General features: G+C 58.1%; 15 protein-coding genes and 3 pseudogenes. 12 read left to right on the forward strand and 6 right to left on the reverse strand.

The features are described from left to right. Positions 1-98 precede the first annotated feature (98 nt). Positions 99-647 (reverse strand): hypothetical protein, encoded by a 549-nt coding sequence (locus J3O30_RS28955; RefSeq protein WP_207585689.1) that lies wholly within the window; start codon positions 645-647, stop codon positions 99-101. Between J3O30_RS28955 and J3O30_RS33435 the strand changes: the two genes are divergently transcribed. The 8 genes and pseudogenes from J3O30_RS33435 to J3O30_RS28990 all read left to right on the forward strand — a co-directional run. Next, positions 606-797, forward strand: a complete 192-nt coding sequence (locus J3O30_RS33435) for a putative metallopeptidase (protein WP_245275163.1) — start codon at positions 606-608, stop codon at positions 795-797. The genes J3O30_RS28955 and J3O30_RS33435 overlap by 42 nt on opposite strands. A gap of 293 nt (positions 798-1,090) precedes the next feature. Continuing rightward, a complete protein-coding gene (gene proV, locus J3O30_RS28960) occupies positions 1,091-2,323 on the forward strand; it encodes a glycine betaine/L-proline ABC transporter ATP-binding protein ProV (protein ID WP_027513131.1) in 1,233 nt (410 codons plus the stop codon). A 22-nt stretch (positions 2,324-2,345) separates the two neighbouring features. Then, positions 2,346-3,155, forward strand: a pseudogene (locus J3O30_RS28965) (proline/glycine betaine ABC transporter permease); the annotation flags it as partial. 136 nt (positions 3,156-3,291) lie between these two features. Further along, complete coding sequence (locus J3O30_RS28970) at positions 3,292-4,164, forward strand: glycine betaine ABC transporter substrate-binding protein (RefSeq protein ID WP_018481131.1); 873 nt, start codon at positions 3,292-3,294, stop codon at positions 4,162-4,164. Between the two features lie 70 nt (positions 4,165-4,234). Then, a complete protein-coding gene (locus J3O30_RS28975; protein WP_011654142.1) occupies positions 4,235-4,525 on the forward strand; it encodes a helix-turn-helix domain-containing protein in 291 nt (96 codons plus the stop codon). A 49-nt stretch (positions 4,526-4,574) separates the two neighbouring features. Next, positions 4,575-4,919 (forward strand): hypothetical protein, encoded by a 345-nt coding sequence (locus tag J3O30_RS28980; protein WP_011654143.1) that lies wholly within the window; start codon positions 4,575-4,577, stop codon positions 4,917-4,919. A 166-nt stretch (positions 4,920-5,085) separates the two neighbouring features. After that, entirely contained in the window at positions 5,086-6,066 is a 981-nt protein-coding gene (locus tag J3O30_RS28985) for an IS5 family transposase (RefSeq protein WP_018516653.1), read from the forward strand. 421 nt (positions 6,067-6,487) lie between these two features. After that, positions 6,488-6,654 (forward strand): annotated as a pseudogene (locus J3O30_RS28990) (DUF4158 domain-containing protein); the annotation flags it as partial. A gap of 15 nt (positions 6,655-6,669) precedes the next feature. On the opposite strand, the gene J3O30_RS28995 reads toward J3O30_RS28990, so the two are convergent. After that, entirely contained in the window at positions 6,670-7,689 is a 1,020-nt protein-coding gene (locus J3O30_RS28995; RefSeq protein ID WP_018481130.1) for a 1-aminocyclopropane-1-carboxylate deaminase, read from the reverse strand. Between the two features lie 143 nt (positions 7,690-7,832). Between J3O30_RS28995 and J3O30_RS29000 the strand changes: the two genes are divergently transcribed. Beyond that, on the forward strand, positions 7,833-8,309 hold the full coding sequence (locus J3O30_RS29000) for an Lrp/AsnC ligand binding domain-containing protein (protein WP_018481129.1): 477 nt from the start codon (positions 7,833-7,835) through the stop codon (positions 8,307-8,309). Positions 8,310-8,463: 154 nt separating this feature from the next. On the opposite strand, the gene J3O30_RS33675 is transcribed toward J3O30_RS29000, so the two are convergent. From J3O30_RS33675 to J3O30_RS29015, 4 genes and pseudogenes are all read right to left on the reverse strand, one after another. Continuing rightward, positions 8,464-8,598: a hypothetical protein gene (locus J3O30_RS33675; protein ID WP_259671673.1), complete on the reverse strand. Its 135-nt coding sequence runs from the start codon at positions 8,596-8,598 to the stop codon at positions 8,464-8,466. Continuing rightward, positions 8,595-8,840 (reverse strand): annotated as a pseudogene (locus tag J3O30_RS29005) (hypothetical protein); the annotation flags it as partial. The pseudogene J3O30_RS29005 and the gene J3O30_RS33675, both read right to left, overlap by 4 nt. A 193-nt stretch (positions 8,841-9,033) precedes the next feature. Continuing rightward, on the reverse strand, positions 9,034-10,701 hold the full coding sequence (locus J3O30_RS29010) for an FAD-dependent oxidoreductase (RefSeq protein WP_207585690.1): 1,668 nt from the start codon (positions 10,699-10,701) through the stop codon (positions 9,034-9,036). 54 nt (positions 10,702-10,755) lie between these two features. Continuing rightward, a complete protein-coding gene (locus tag J3O30_RS29015) occupies positions 10,756-11,175 on the reverse strand; it encodes a MarR family transcriptional regulator (RefSeq protein WP_077988017.1) in 420 nt (139 codons plus the stop codon). Positions 11,176-11,519: 344 nt separating this feature from the next. On the opposite strand from J3O30_RS29015, the gene J3O30_RS29020 reads away from it, so the two are divergent. From J3O30_RS29020 to J3O30_RS29030, 3 genes are all read left to right on the forward strand, one after another. Then, positions 11,520-12,935, forward strand: a complete 1,416-nt coding sequence (locus J3O30_RS29020; protein WP_018516648.1) for an aminomethyltransferase family protein — start codon at positions 11,520-11,522, stop codon at positions 12,933-12,935. A gap of 149 nt (positions 12,936-13,084) precedes the next feature. After that, entirely contained in the window at positions 13,085-13,954 is an 870-nt protein-coding gene (locus tag J3O30_RS29025; protein ID WP_184501953.1) for a methylenetetrahydrofolate reductase, read from the forward strand. Positions 13,955-14,142: 188 nt separating this feature from the next. Further along, positions 14,143-15,312 carry an ABC transporter substrate-binding protein gene (locus J3O30_RS29030; RefSeq protein ID WP_077988015.1) on the forward strand — a complete coding sequence of 390 codons (1,170 nt, stop codon included), beginning with the start codon at positions 14,143-14,145 and terminating at the stop codon, positions 15,310-15,312. Positions 15,313-15,362 lie beyond the last annotated feature (50 nt).

Genomic DNA, 15,362 nt, shown 5'->3' on the forward strand with positions numbered 1-15,362 from the left:
GGTAGTCAATATGGTCGCTGCTCCGCTGGCCTATGCGAGTATTCCGACTGTTGCGACTTGTCACAAAGCATCGCGAAAGGCGCACCTAAACATACCACTTACTGGATCAGGCGCACGTCACTTGTAACCGGCAGCGTCCCCGGGGTAACGCTGAGCGCAACAAGCTGGGCGAGGATCGAAAAGACTTGTTTGGTGTTTTCGGCGCCCCTCTCTGGGACGCAATAAGCCGAGCCACGGTAGACTGTGGCGGCAAAGCAGTTGTGCGATCGTCCCCGAGTGACTTTGATAATCGATGTGTCGGTCGCCCGCCGAAGGGCCTCCTCCGTCTGGAGCCTGAAGGCATTGGGGTTGGATCGCATCAATGCTCCAAGATAACGAAAGACAGCAAAAGGCGAGCGCAGGGAAATGGAGAAGGTGAAGGAAGCTTCACCTTCTATATCGTTGTGAAACCTTACTACGAGGTCCTTCGGCGTCGCGCCCGTGCCCGACCAGTTCGCGCTGCAGATCTGGCCAGGGCCCTGACGGACTAGGTTGCGCTTGAAGGCGTCGTCGCTGTGTTCGGGTCGGTCCCCGATTTCATAATCACGATCGATGCCAACTTCTGGATGTCTGCAAGCGACGCTCAGGCCCGCGCCCTCATGGAGCATGAGCTATCGCACTGTGCGCAGGAGCTCGACGACTTCGGAGCCCCGAAGTTCCGCAAGCGTCGGATTCACCCGAAGCCGCGCACAACGCCAGGGTCGCAGAAGCCCAAAACAGCCTATTTTTGCGCCATTACGATGACCCGCTGGCAATAAATTTCATTTTTTTATGGACATCGAGCGTATATCCACCTACATAGCGTTCAACGCCTCCGCAGAAGCGCTGGTTTCGAATGGAACATGAAGCGCCGAACGCAGACGTTACTGTCGAGGATTGCCATTATGGCAGAGCCATACTTGGATGGCCAGATACGTGATTAAATCTATAACGCTTTTCTACATTGAAAACACAACCGACACTTGGAAATGCACAGCAAATACTGTCGTCTCGACAAGCGTCGGCTAAAAAAGGAGAATGCCTAGCCTCTTGAGCTCGGCGCCCAAATTATATGAATTCTGCAACTGAAAAAGACGCGCCGACACAATCGGCAACGACCAAGATCAGCCTCAAGAACATCTACAAAGTCTTCGGCGAGCATCCGAAAAAAGCCTTCGCACTACTGCGGGCCGGAAAGACCAAGTCTGAAATTCATGCAGCAACGGGCTGCTCGATCGGCGTCAACGACGCCAGTTTCGATATTCGTGCCGGCGAGATATTCGTGATCATGGGCCTGTCGGGCTCCGGCAAATCAACGCTGCTGCGCCTTCTCAACCGACTGATCGAACCGAGTTCCGGATCGATCGAGATCGATGGCCGCGACATCACCGGCATGTCGCGCAGCGAGCTGATCGCGCTTCGCCGCCGCGACATCAGCATGGTCTTCCAATCCGTTGCACTGCTGCCGAACCGCACGGTCCTCAACAACGCCGCCTTCGGTCTCGAAGTCGCCGGTGTCGGCGAGGCCGGCCGCAAGCAGAAGGCACTGGCGGCGCTGAAGGCCGTCGGCCTCGATGGCTATGCCGACAGCCGCCCGGACCAGCTCTCCGGTGGCATGAAGCAGCGCGTCGGCCTTGCCCGCGCACTGGCCAGCGAGCCGACGATCCTGCTGATGGACGAAGCCTTCTCGGCCCTCGACCCGCTGATCCGCACGGAAATGCAGGACGAACTGGTTCGCCTGCAGTCGGAACACAGCCGCACCATCGTTTTCGTCAGCCACGATCTCGACGAGGCGATGCGCATCGGCGACCGGATCTGCATCATGCAGAACGGCAATGTCGTGCAGGTCGGCACGCCCGACGAAATCGTCACCCAGCCGGCCAACGACTATGTTCGCTCGTTCTTCCGCAATGTCGATGTCGCCCATGTCTTCAAGGCCGGCGATGTTGCCCGCAAGTCGCAGGTGACGATCATCGAGCGCGAAGGCGTGTCCGCTGCCGCAGCGCTCGAGCGAATGAAGAACTACGATCGTGAATACGCGATCATCCTCGGCCGCGACAAGACCTATCACGGCATGATCAGCCAAACTTCGCTGATCGAGAAGATGCGGGCCAAGGCAGCCGACCCCTATCGCGGCGCTTTCCTGACCGAGATCCAGGCCATTCCGGCTTCCGAGCCTTTGTCGAACGTGCTCGGCAAGGTCGCCGCTAGCCCATGGCCGGTACCCGTCGTCTGCGATCGCAACCGCTATATCGGCTCCATCAGCAAGTCGGCGCTGCTCGAAACGCTCGATCGCGCCAGCTGACCCCAAACACATCGGATATACTATGAACTTCGATATCGGAAACGGCATCGACGCTGCCGTCAATTACGTCCTCGACAATTTCTCACCGCTGCTGGACGCCATCGCCGCGACCATCGGCTTCGTCACGGATGGCATCCAGAATGCCCTGCTGGCTATCCCCATGCCTGTCGGCATCGCGATCTTCGTGATCCTGTCGCTCTGGCGTGTCGGCATCGGCTTTGCGGTGTTCACCGCGCTCGGCCTGCTGCTCGTCAATCACATCGCCCTCTGGGGCCCGATGATGGAGACACTATCGCTGGTGATCGCCTCGACGCTGATCGCCATGCTGGTCGGCCTGCCGCTCGGCATCTCCATGGCGCGCAAGGATTCCGTCGCCGCCTTCGTGCGCCCTGTTCTGGACCTGATGCAGACTATGCCGGCCTTCGTCTACCTGATCCCGGCCGCGATGTTCTTCGGCCTCGGTGCCGTACCCGGCGCGATCGCCACGGTGATCTTCTCGATGCCACCGGTGGCCCGCCTCACCAATCTCGGCATCCGCCAGGTGGATGGCGAATTCATCGAGGCCGGCAATGCCTTCGGCTGCACCGCTACGCAGTTGCTCTTCAAGGTGCAGTTGCCGAATGCCCTGCCCTCGATTATGGCCGGCATCAACCAGACGATCATGTTGTCGCTGTCGATGGTGGTGATCGCCTCGATGATCGGTGCCGGTGGCATCGGCAACACGGTACTGACGGGCATCCAGCGTCTCGATGTCGGCACCGGCTTCGAAGGCGGTATCGCCGTTGTCATCCTGGCCGTCATTCTCGACCGGATCACCCAGAGCCTCGGAAAACCCCGCGCCGCCTTCTGGCTGGGACTGTTCCGCAAGACCGAGCGCGAGGAACTGGCGACCGCTACCGCCTGACCCCCGCGTCAGACCAATGCGGGCAACGACCCGTCTAATGCGAACCTTCACAAAAGGAGCACATATGTTCAAAACACTCGCAACCCTCGGCCTCGCCGCCGCCCTTCTCGTTGGCACCGTCACAGCGACCATGGCTGCGGATGCCAAGCCGGTGAAGATCGGCTGGGCCGCATGGTCCGACGCCGAATTCGTCACTAAGCTCGCTGCCAGGCTGATCGAGACCAAGCTCAACCAGAAGGTCGAGCTTGTGCAGGCAGACGTGGCGCCGCTCTACCAGGGTGTCGGCCGCGGCGATCTCGATGCGATGATGATGGCCTGGCTGCCGCAGACCCATGCGGACTATTATGCCAAGGTCAAGGAGAAGGTCGAGACGCTCGGCACCGTCTATGACGGCGCCAAGCTCGGCTGGGTCGTCCCGGACTACATTCCCGCAGACCAGATCGGCTCGATCGAGGATCTCAAGAAGGAAGACGTCCAGAAGAAGCTCTCCGGTACCATCCAGGGCATCGACCCCGGCGCCGGCCTAACGCGCCTGTCGGAGAAGGCCGAGAAGGATTACGGGCTGGGCAGCTACAAGCTGCAGATCTCCAGCGAAGCCGGCATGCTGACCACCGTCGATCGCGCCGTGCGCGGCGAAAAGTGGTTCGTGGCCACCGCCTGGAGCCCGCACTGGATGTTCGGCAAGCACCAGCTGCGCTACCTCGACGACCCGAAAAAATCGTTGGGTGAAGCCGAGCACGTCGACATTCTGGCGCGCAAGGACTTCAAGTCGGAATTTCCCAAGGTTGCCGACTTCCTGTCGCGCATGAAGCTGCCGATTCCCGATCTGGAAGCGGCGATGTTTACCGCGCAGCAGAGCTCCTATGATCAAGCAGTCGACAAGTACATTGCCGACCACCCCGACCAGGTGAAGAGCTGGATCGGCGAGGAAGGCTGATCTCCGACATCATGCTCCCCAGCACCATCGTGCTGGTGAGCATCTTCGCAAGATCGAGCAGGAGCGACAGTTGTATATCGACAGCCCGGACACGTTCTACACGACTGACGACACCATCGGCGGCCGGATATCGCTGGCGCGCGACGCGAACGGCCTGTCGGTCGAAGCCGCCGCCCTCGCAATCGGCATCGCGGCAGGCACCTGGATCGACTGGGAAAACGATCGTGACGCTCCCTTCCCCGACCGCCTCGTGATGATTGCCGAAGCGCTCGGGGTCAGCCTGGCGTGGCTCGTCAGCGGACGTGGCGAAGGGCCAACCTGGATCACCAGTGACAACGCTTCTGCCTTTCGTCCGGACTGACGGCCAACGGCCGCGCCAAACGATTTCAGCAGGACAAGGAACGACATCGATGGATACCAGCACAATCACATCCGAACTGACGCAGAACATACCTGGGGCGCCGGCCCTGGAAGCAGGATCGACAACCGGCCAGCCGATCGATCTCTCCGCCATGCACGCCCTCTATTCGGATATGGGATGGCTGATCGCCGAGCGTTTTTCATCGCTTGAAGACCGCCAGAGGGTATTCGAGCTGATCGAGCTCGGCATGCGAAGCGGTGACCCCAAACTGAAGCATGCGGTATCGACCGGCTTGATCGAAGCGATGATTTCCCGCACCGGCGCGCAGCCGGCGAGGTGGCGACAGATCTCGGCGGAGCTCGGACCGTTGTCCGCTGCCTATATCCACGGATAGCTTTTTCCCCTGCCAAGTTCCGCCCATCTCGGCCGGCATCAGCGTGGATCGCAGATGCCGGCCTGTTCGTCTTCGGCCAGCCCCCTTCCTCGTGGCGTTGTTGCGTGGATCACCCGGCGACTGATATTGAGCGGTTGTTTTCAGTCTCCTGATCCGGATTTCGACGATGCCGCACACGTTCGATGCCGATCGGCGGGACAAGATTGCCAAGCAGAAATATCAAGTGACGAATTGGCCGGCATATATTGAAAGCCTGCGTCAACGTGGTGATTTGACCATCTGGGTGAAGGATGAGGCCCTGTCTTTATGGACGGCGCGGAGGCGGACATCGCGGGGTGGTCAGCCGAAATACTCGGATCTGGCGATTACGTTGTGCTTGACCCTGCGCGTCGTCTACGGGCTGGCGCTACGCCAGACCCAAGGCTTGATGCGCAGTGTCGCGGCGCTGATGGGGTTCGATATTGCCGTGCCTGACTTCTCCACCCTGTCTCGCCGGAGCAAAGGGCTGGCGTTGCCGTCGACAAAGTCCCGACCCGCAACATCAGGTCCGGTCCATCTGGTTGTCGACAGCAGCGGCTTGAAGGTCTTCGGCGAGGGCGAGTGGCTGGAAAACAAGCACAAAACCAAGGCCAAACGCAAAAGATGGCGCAAACTGCACCTTGGTCTCAATCTTGTCAGTGGTGAGATTGTTTGTTCCGATCTGACCGCGGATGATGTCGGCGATCCGACAGCGTTACTAGGACTTCTGGACCAGATCGGTGGCCCCGTCGAGAAGTTCATTGCCGACGGCGCCTATGATGGAACGCCAACCCGAGATCTTCTGGCGACACGCTTTGGTGAGATCGTGGAGGTCATTATCCCACCTCCCAAGACTGCCGTTGCCAGCCCTCAATCGGTGCTGGTTCCATCTGTCCGCGATCGCCATATTGCAGAAATCCAGACCAAAGGGCGGATGGCATGGCAGAAATCCACCGGCTACAACAAGCGCGGTCGCGCTGAGACCCAGATGGGTCGACGGAAGGCTGTGATCGGGCCCAAACTCAAAGCCCGAAATTTTGACAATCAGAAGACTGAAGCGAAGATTGGCGTCCGTGTTCTTAACAGGATGACAGAACTTGGCCGGCCCAAGTTCGAGCGCGTTGCATGAAAAATGCAGTGGATAGGGTTGCCTTGTCCAAAGTCTGATCCATGCAACAGTGTTGTTGGTGGGAGCCCAGGCACGTGATATTGCGGCACGGTGACAAATGCCCGATGTCACCGCATTTATTCTTCCACCAACCGCAACACTGGCGGGGCTCCACATGCGCGGAACGCCTTTAGGTCGACTTGAACCATCGGGCCACGCGGCGTGTGCATGGTGAGGGTGCTGATATCGACATCAATACCGGATTTGTGTACGTCGCGGATGGCGTCGTTCATTTGTTGAAGGGCTGCGCCTAGTCTTTCCTCAGCATGCTTCTGTCTTGCGAGGTGAGATGTCATGGTTATCCTGATCGTTTGCTGTTCGCTTTCCGCTTATGCGGGTAGCTTTTTGGTCCGCGCTGGGGTTATCTCATCCCTGGGGAAACGTGCGCGGATCCACGGAAGTTTTTCGTTATAACAGTCGAGAAGACAGCCTCATCCGACACTATTCGTTTTCACCGTCGGATCGACTGGAGATCGAACTGCGGAGGCGTGATCATAATCGGCTCGGCTTGCCATTCAGCTATGTTTAACGCGATACCCGGGCCGGTTAACCTGACGGTGCCAATCACCCGTCCTTGTAGTAATAGCTATAGCCGTTGAGCGCCGGGGCGCCGCCGAGATGGGCGTACAGCACCTTCGAGCCCTCGGGGAAGAAGCCCTTGCGTGCGAGATCGATCATCCCCTGCATCGACTTTCCCTCATAGACTGGGTCGGTAATCATCGCCTCGGTGCGCGCCGCGAGCCGGATCGCCTCGTTGGTCTCCTCCGAGGGCACTCCATAGGCGGGATAGGCGTAGTCAGGGTTGATGACGATCTCGTCTTCACGCACCGACCGACCAAGGTTCACGAGTTCCGAGGTCGCATCGACGATCTTCCGCACCTGATCCCGCGTCTGCTGGAGGGTGCCCGAGGCATCGATGCCAATCACCCGGTCGGCCCTGTCTAGTGCGGCAAAGCCGACGATCATTCCGCCCTGGGTTGAACCGGTGACAACGCAGACGATGATATAGTCGAAGATGAAGCCGAGGTCCTTTTCCTGTGCCGCGACTTCCTCGGCGAAGCCGACATAGCCGAGGCCTCCGAACTTGTGTACCGAAGCGCCAGCCGGGATCGCGTAGGGCTTGCCGCCCGCATCCTCTACCGACTGAATCGCATCCTCCCAGCTCTTGCGGATGCCGATGTCGAACCCATCCTCGACCAGCCGGCTGTCGGCGCCCATCAGTTTCGTCATCAGGATATTGCCGACACGGTCATAGACCGCATCGTAGTGCGGTACCCATTTCTCCTGGATGACGACACATTTCATGCCGATCTTCGCCGCAGTCGCAGCCACCATGCGGGTATGATTCGACTGGACCCCACCGATCGACACCAGCGTATCCGCGCCGGAGGCGATCGCGTCGGGCACGATATATTCGAGCTTCCTGAGCTTATTGCCGCCCATGGCGAGGCCGGAATTGCAGTCGTCGCGCTTGGCATAGATGTCGACCTTGCCGCCCAGCGCCGCAGTCAGCCGCGGCAGGTGCTCGATCGGCGTTGGGCCGAAGGTGAGCGGGTAGCGTTCGAACTTTTCCAACAGTGACATCGATCAGGGCCTCCGTGCCGAATTTGTGGTCGAAGGCTAGTAGATATCGTTTGAAAGGTGCTCTCTAATTTTGCTTTAAAAGCTTTCTTTATCGGCGTAATTTTTCGGTGGTAGAATCCACTTCTTCAATAATACGAGGTAAAATGAAAGAGTCTTCCACAGAGGATTTCGATAGGATAGACCTCAAGATTTTGCGCGCCCTGCAATCGGAGGGCCGGCTCAGCAATGCCGATCTCGCCGAGCGCGTGAATGTCAGTGCTGCAACTTGCCACAGGCGAACTCAACGCCTCTTCGAGGAGGGCTACATTACCGGCGTGCGGGCGGAAGTCGCGCCGGGCGCCGTAGGCCTCGGCGCGATGGTCATGGTTGGCGTGGTACTGGATCGCTCCACGCCTGAGAGCTTTGGTGCCTTTGAGGGCGCGGTCATGGAGCTGAAGGAAGTACTGGACTGCAATTTGGTCGCCGGAGATTTCGATTATCTCCTGAAAATCCGCGTCCGCGACATGGCCGATTTCAACAAGCTCCACGGCCAGAAGCTGATCGCCCTCCCAGGCGTGCGCCAGACGCGCACCTTCTTCGTGATGAAGGAAGTCAAGGAGAACGCGAGGTTGCCCTTCTAGCGTCGTCGGCAGCTATTGTGGATGCAGCATCTATTGTCCGGTTCCGCGCAGACAGCGGATGTCAGGCGACTTTTTCTGACATCACCGGCCCCACGCTCTGTGCATCAAACATACGGTCTCACCGTTCACACGATGGAGGCACTCCATGGCGAGGTTATTTGGAGGTCTGCGATAGTTCAGTCTCCCGACGATCCTTGATGCGCAGCTGCACCAGCTTGACGCCAAGCGGTACCAGCCGGGCAATCCACTCGGCGCCGTCGACGATCAGGTAGAACGGATCAAGCTTCATGTGAACACCGCCTTTCCGATCACCGGCGTGGAGGGGACGGCCATGTCGCGTGGCTCCAGCACGCCAGCGTCAAAGGCCTGCTTGCCGGCGGCGATTGCCGCGGCAAAGGCGGCTGCCATCGCCGCGGGATCTCCGGCGCCGGCAACGGCGGTGTCGAGCAGAACCGCATCGAAACCGAGCTCCATGACCGCAGTTGCGTGCGACGGCCGGCCGATGCCGGCGTCGACGATCAGCGACACGTCGAGAGCGGGATCGAGATGCTCGGAATGAAGCAATGGGAAACAAAGGGCGTGAAGGTCGACCTAACTGATCTAATAAGGCGTCGCCGGTTCAGATCCTTTCAAGAGCAGGCATGGCGCATCGACTGATCACCTCAACCAGTACCCAAAGAAACTAAGGTCGGTGGACTGCAATCACCACCGCGGTTACGCCTCTTCATCGCTTTGCTGGGATATGGCCCAGGACAGTCTCGATGATTTGAACGGCGTCGCCATCGCCATCTCCGCGCCAAGCGATGACCTGGTCTGGCCGAATGAGCACAAGCGGCTCGCGATAAATTGCCCGGAGTTGATCCTCTTTTATATCGACGACGGTAAGATCCATTCCGGCCATTCTAGCGGCTGTAACGAACTCGGTTCCTGGCGAGGAGGAGGGGCGAAGCCGCAGGAGGGTCCATTCAAACCCAAATCGGTCGAACAATGACGTTTGACAGTTCAACCAAACATGGGGCGCTCTGCCCCCGGGCGCGGCATTTGGAACGTAGACTTCCGGCAGGTCCGGAGCTTGTCCTTCCCCTTCGGCGAGGACTATCGGTGAATGGTCGTAGCGAGCGCCGAACGTCACGCCGGGTATGTTGAACTCGGACCGCCCATGTGCCTCCAGATAGGCGCCGGCTTCCCGTCGCAAATCCGATCCGAGATCCGAGTCCGCCTCGATGTCGGGTTTCGGGACGTAGTTTCCGATGGATTCGGCGAACGCCCGAGCGAAACCGGTGTTTCGCACGGCCACCGGGCGTCGCTCCAGTTCATAGGTATCGAGAAGGAATGACGGTGCATTTCCTTTCACAACAGAGGCGAGTTTCCAACCTAGATTGACCGCGTCATCCACCGCCGTATTGTACCCCAAGCCACCGGCGGGCGTAAAAAGATGAACCGCGTCACCGCCGAGAAATATCCGCCCAGCCTGAAACTTCTCGGCGACAAGGGCAAACCCGGCCGTCCAGGTGCCGCGAGAAAGAATTTCCCCCTCAACGGGATACCCGACCACCGTCTGGAACATCTTCAGCGCTTGCGCATCGGATATATCGTCTTCGCTCTCGCCTTCCTTTAGTTGGGTGTGAAAAGCAAACTCGCCTTTGCCGTCGACGGCGGCCATAAACGCCCGGCGCTCAGGATTGAACGCCACGTTCATCCAGGCGGGTGCAAAGGGAACAACCTCATAGAACTGCGGGCAGCGAAGATAGAGGGCAAACATTTTCCCGCCGAAGAAATCTCTGACTGCCCCGCCATCGCCCTGATATCGAATGCCAAGTGTCCGACGTATGAAGCTTTTCGCGCCGTCTCCTCCAATAAGATACTTGGCTCTTACGGAGCGCGTGCTCTCGGAGCCGACCTGACTTGCGGTCATGGTCACGGCGTCACCAACGTCTTCGAACCGGGATATCCGCCACCCGTAGTTCACCGAAACCGTAGACAGAGCTTCGGCGTGCTTACGCAGAACTCGCTCGACAAACTTCTGAGAGACACGGTGGGGCAATTCGGCCGCGCTCCAGGATCCTGTCATTGTCAGGATCTTCTCGCGCGCCTCTTTGGCTGAGGGAAGACGAAAGCGCGCCAATTCATGGCGAGCATATCGCGTGAAATATGCGATATCGGTTGGAAAATCTTCAGGCATGCCGAGTGCACGGATCTCATCCGCAAATCCCAGGCGTCGAAAATGCTCCATGGTCCTGGCCTGAGTGGCATTGGCCTGCGGATTAAAAGCCGTCGAAGATTTCTCGTCAAAAAGAACGGTTGAAACGCCTCGGCGGCCAAGCTCATTGGCCAGCATCAGTCCGAATGGACCGCCACCCGCGATAGCGACATCGTAAACTTCGTGAGTCACGGTAAAACCTCCCAAATCCGCTGGCGCGAAAATAGTAAGGAAACCGGACCAATGTCAATCGACTTGATCAATCTCTTTGTTGATTTGACACTCTACATATTTCCCGAGTGCTTCCACCATGAGATCGACCATTGCCGGCCCGAGCTGATCACGCATCTCACCTTCTGCCACCTCCAGGCTTTGATGAAAGGCCTCCAGCCAAACGAAGCCGCTGTCTGTGAAGCATACGAGCTTTGCCCTGCCGTCGGCGGGATCTTGGCGTTTTTCAATGAGGCCGGTTCGTTCCACCTGATCGACCAGTTCACTCATCGATTGCTTTGTGAGAGAGGCGCGTCGCGCGAGTTCAGTGAGCCTGGTCCCGTCCTCGTCGAGGTTTCGGGTTAGATTAATGTGTGCCGCGGTAAGTTCGGAATGCCCTTTGGCTTTCAGATTTTCGATGATCCTGTTCTCGAATATCCTGACGGCCTCATTCATCCGGCGGCCAATGTTGCTCCTGCGCCATGCGTTTCGTAAAATCATTTTATACCACCTCGGAAGCTATCAATTTATACGAGTAAGCCTGCGGCAAGTATTTTTCCAGCCCCTCGATTTAAATTGGTTGACATGTACCGCTCTCACAAAATATAGTCAGGATACCGTACTAAATAAGGCGTCTTGGAGGAGGCTTTATGAAGGCGAGGCTCTTGCGGCCGAAATGGGGACCCACTGTGCTGCACATGGTTCTCGCCACCAAAAGAACAGTCGACTCAATAGGCCACCCGTCGACGTACAGTCAAATCGCTCAGCAGAGCGGAACATAAGAGGAGGATGTCTGAGCAATGGTAAAGGCAAACGGCGCGCGATCACTACAGGATTTGGTCGACGAGAAAGCCAACCTCGTCGAGTATTTTTACAACGACACGCTTGCGCCCCATTACCGGGCGCGTACCGGGCTCACCGCTGCGTTCATTCCGCCGGAATTCACAAACTGGCGCGACGAGCAGCGTGCCTGGCGCGAGACCGCGATCCTGTTCGACCAGTCACACCACATGCCGGAACTGATGCTCAAAGGTCCCGATGCATTTCGTCTGCTTGAAAAGCTCGGCATCAACAGCCTGGCGAATTTTACGATCGACCGCGCCAAGCAATTCGTCGCTTGCACGCCACGCGGCCATGTCATCGGCGACTGCGTCGTCTACAGACTTGCCGAGGAAAAGTTCGAGCTGATCAGCGGCATGCCTGTCCTGAACTGGGTACAGTTTAACGCGGAACAAGGCGGCTACGACGTGACGATCGAGCGCGACGACCCGACGCCTTACAACCCGACCGGCAGGCGCTGGTTCTACCGTTTCCAGTTGGAAGGTCCCAATGCCGGCCTGATCTTCAACGCTGCGGTCGAGGGCGGCGCCCCGGAGATTGCATTCTTCAGAACCGCGAAGGTTAAAATCGGCGGATGCGAAGTGCTCGTTCTGCGGCATGGAATGGCGGGCCATCTGGGAGCAGAGCTTTCCGGACCGTACGAGGACATGGAAAAGGTGCGCGCCGCGCTGCTTAGAGCCGGTGAGGCGCATGGGCTGAAGCAGGGCGGGACGAAGACCTATTTTAGTACGATCTTCGAATTTGGCTGGATGCCTTACCCACTGCCGGGTATCTACACCGGGGAAGAGCTGCGCGATTTTCGCCAATGGCTATCTGGAAACGGTTGGGAAGCGAACGCCCAACTTGGCGGCAGCTTCGTCTCGGATAATATCGAAGATTACTACGTCACCCCGTGGGATCTCGGCTACGGCCATATTCTCAAGTTCGATCATGACTTCATCGGGCGCGAAGCCCTGGAAGCCCTGCCCGTGGAGAAGCGGCGCCAAAAGGTCACGCTGGTATGGAACCGCGACGACGTTGCGGCAATCTTTGCGTCTTGCCTCGGAGACGGGCCACGATACAAGGCTATAGACCTGCCGGTCGCCTATTATGGCTGGCCCCAGTTCGATGAGGTGCGGGGTCGGGATGGCATGCTCGTCGGTCACTCCTGCCATTGCGGTTACAGCAACAACGAAGGCGAAATGCTGTCTCTCGCCATGCTCGACGTCCAAAACGCGACTCCCGGGACGGAAGTGACGCTCACCTGGGGAGAGCCTCGTGGCGGGTCCCGGAAGCCGCATGTCGAACGGCACGAGCAGTTCAAGGTCAGAGCGGTCGTGGCGCCCGTTCCCTATGCAAGTTCCGTTCAAAAGATGAAGCGCGCTGCGATCAGCTGATTATTGCCGGTATTCGCTCAGCGCATCTTCGTCAGAGCGAACACCGGTGTTGTCCTGGCTACGGATACCCTGCGGTCTGCTACTCGGCAACGTTCACATTCTTCTTGCTCAATGAGAATTCGCCTGTCTCGCAGGCGGGATGGGTTTTTATGGCTATGTCGCAAGCAATACATCTCCGAGACCAGAGCGATGTACTGGATGACTTTTCGGTGGAAGTGACGACAAAAGATACCGCACAGCTGGCGGCCATGTCTGGCGCGATCCCCAAAGGCACGATCATCTCGATTCCGTTTCTGTCAACGGAAAGCGATGCCGACCGGATTAGGGCGGCCAAAATGGTCCGACAGGCGGGATACGTACCCTTGCCTCACATTGCCGCCAGACGTCTGGAGTCGGAATCCATGCTATCGGCAATGCTGTCGGCGCTTGTCAATGACGCCCAGGTGAGCCGATTGCTCCTAGTCGCGGGCGATGCCGACCCTCCCAAGGGCCCGTTCTTGGATACCGCTACGATCTTACGTAGCGGTATCCTCGAACAGCATGGGATCAGCAATGTCTCGATAGCCGGGCATCCGGAAGGACACCCGGTCCAGAACGCTGCCATGCTCACCAGTGCGCTGCTGGAAAAGCGACTAATCATGGAAGCAGCAAATATCGAGTGGTCGATTTTCACTCAGTTTGCGTTCGCATCGGAACCCGTACTTGCCTGGATAGGTGAACTGCGTCGATTGGGTATCGAAGTCCCGATCCACATCGGTATTCCTGGCCCGGCAAGCGTCAGAACGCTATTGAAATTTGCAGCGGTTTGCGGCGTTTCCGCATCCACATCCGTCCTCAAGAAGTACGGTCTATCGATCACTCAGTTGTTGTCGAGCGCGGGGCCAGACGCTCTGGTCAATGAGTATGCTACCGGCTTGAGCAACGCCGAATATGGCGATGTTCGTCTGCATTTCTATCCGTTTGGAGGACTACACAAAACAGTGGACTGGTTGCAAGAGTACCGGACGCGACCTTCCTAAGGCGCCGATGTGATTGTCAGGACGCCTGACTAGACTGGAGCATTTCCGACTCGGACAACACGGATAGGCGGTCCATGTATGCGGAGAAAACTTGACGTATTAGTACGGTTTCCGTACCAATACTAGCGGAGGAAGTGGCGCTTCAGCGTCAAGGCGCCCGGACGCTTTTCCGGTTGGGAGGGAAAAAAATGACATTTTCGAAATCGACGTTGTATCTCGTCGCATCGGCTGCGTTTTTCGTAACCGGCACGCTCGCTCAAGCCGAGACGATCAAGGTCGGCGTTATCGCTACATTCTCCGGGCCAAACGCAATCTGGGGCAAGCAATTCCGCGAAGCGATCGATGTCTATGTCGCGCAGCACGGAGACGAGGTTGGCGGTCACAAAATTCAGTTCATCTACAAGGACGTTGGCGGACCCAACGCCGACGCCAGCAAGGCAGCGGCCCTGGAACTTCTTGTCCGCGACGGCGTGAAGTATCTTGCTGGATTTGACTTCACCCCCAATGCCGTTGCGGTCGCTCCCCTGACAAAGCAGGCAAAGGTGCCGGCGGTGATTTTCAATGCCGCGACATCATCGATCAACAAGCAGTCGGACTTCTTTCTCCGCACAAGTTTTACGTTGACGCAGCTCGCTCAACCGGCAGCCGAGTGGGCGGCCAAAAATGGCTCCAAGAAAGTCGTGACTGCCGTTTCGGATTACAATCCCGGCATTGATGCAGAAACGGCCTTCTCCGCCTCTTTTGAGAAAGACGGCGGGGCGGTTCTCGAAAAGATCCGAATGCCGCTTCAGACCAATGATTTCGCGCCATTCATGCAGCGTATCAAGAGTTCCGGTGCCGATACCGTCTTCACTTTCCTGCCGGTGGGCCCTGCGACGTTCGCTTTCACCAAGGCCTATAATGAAAATGGCCTGAAAGCTGCTGGCGTTTCTTTCCTTGGCGGTGGCGAGACCGACGAGACCACACTTGATGCGCTTGGAGACCAAGCTATCGGCCTGGTGACCGCATACCACTACTCCGATGTCCACGATTCTGCGCTGAACAAAAGCTTTGTCGCAAAACTGCAGGAACTTCATCCGGGCTCGCGCGCCAACATGGCATCAATCGGCGCCTATGACGGCGCGGAGTTGATCTACCGGATGATCAAGGCTGCAGGGTCTGACGGCACAAAAGCCATCGAGGCGGCCAAGGGCATGGAATGGGAAAGCCCACGCGGGCCGGTGAAGATGGATCCGGTCTCACGGACGGTGGTGCAGAATGTCTATCTTCGGCGTGTTGAAAAAGGCGCGGACGGCAAACTGGTCAATCGGGAGTTCGCGACTGTCCCGAACGTACCGGACCTCGGCTTCAATCCCTGATCCACGGTGAGCGCGGCGGGAGTTTTCCGCCACGCAACGCCCGACCTCGC

Origin of the sequence: Rhizobium sp. NZLR1, assembly GCF_017357385.1 — a bacterium.
Lineage (GTDB): Bacteria > Pseudomonadota > Alphaproteobacteria > Rhizobiales > Rhizobiaceae > Rhizobium.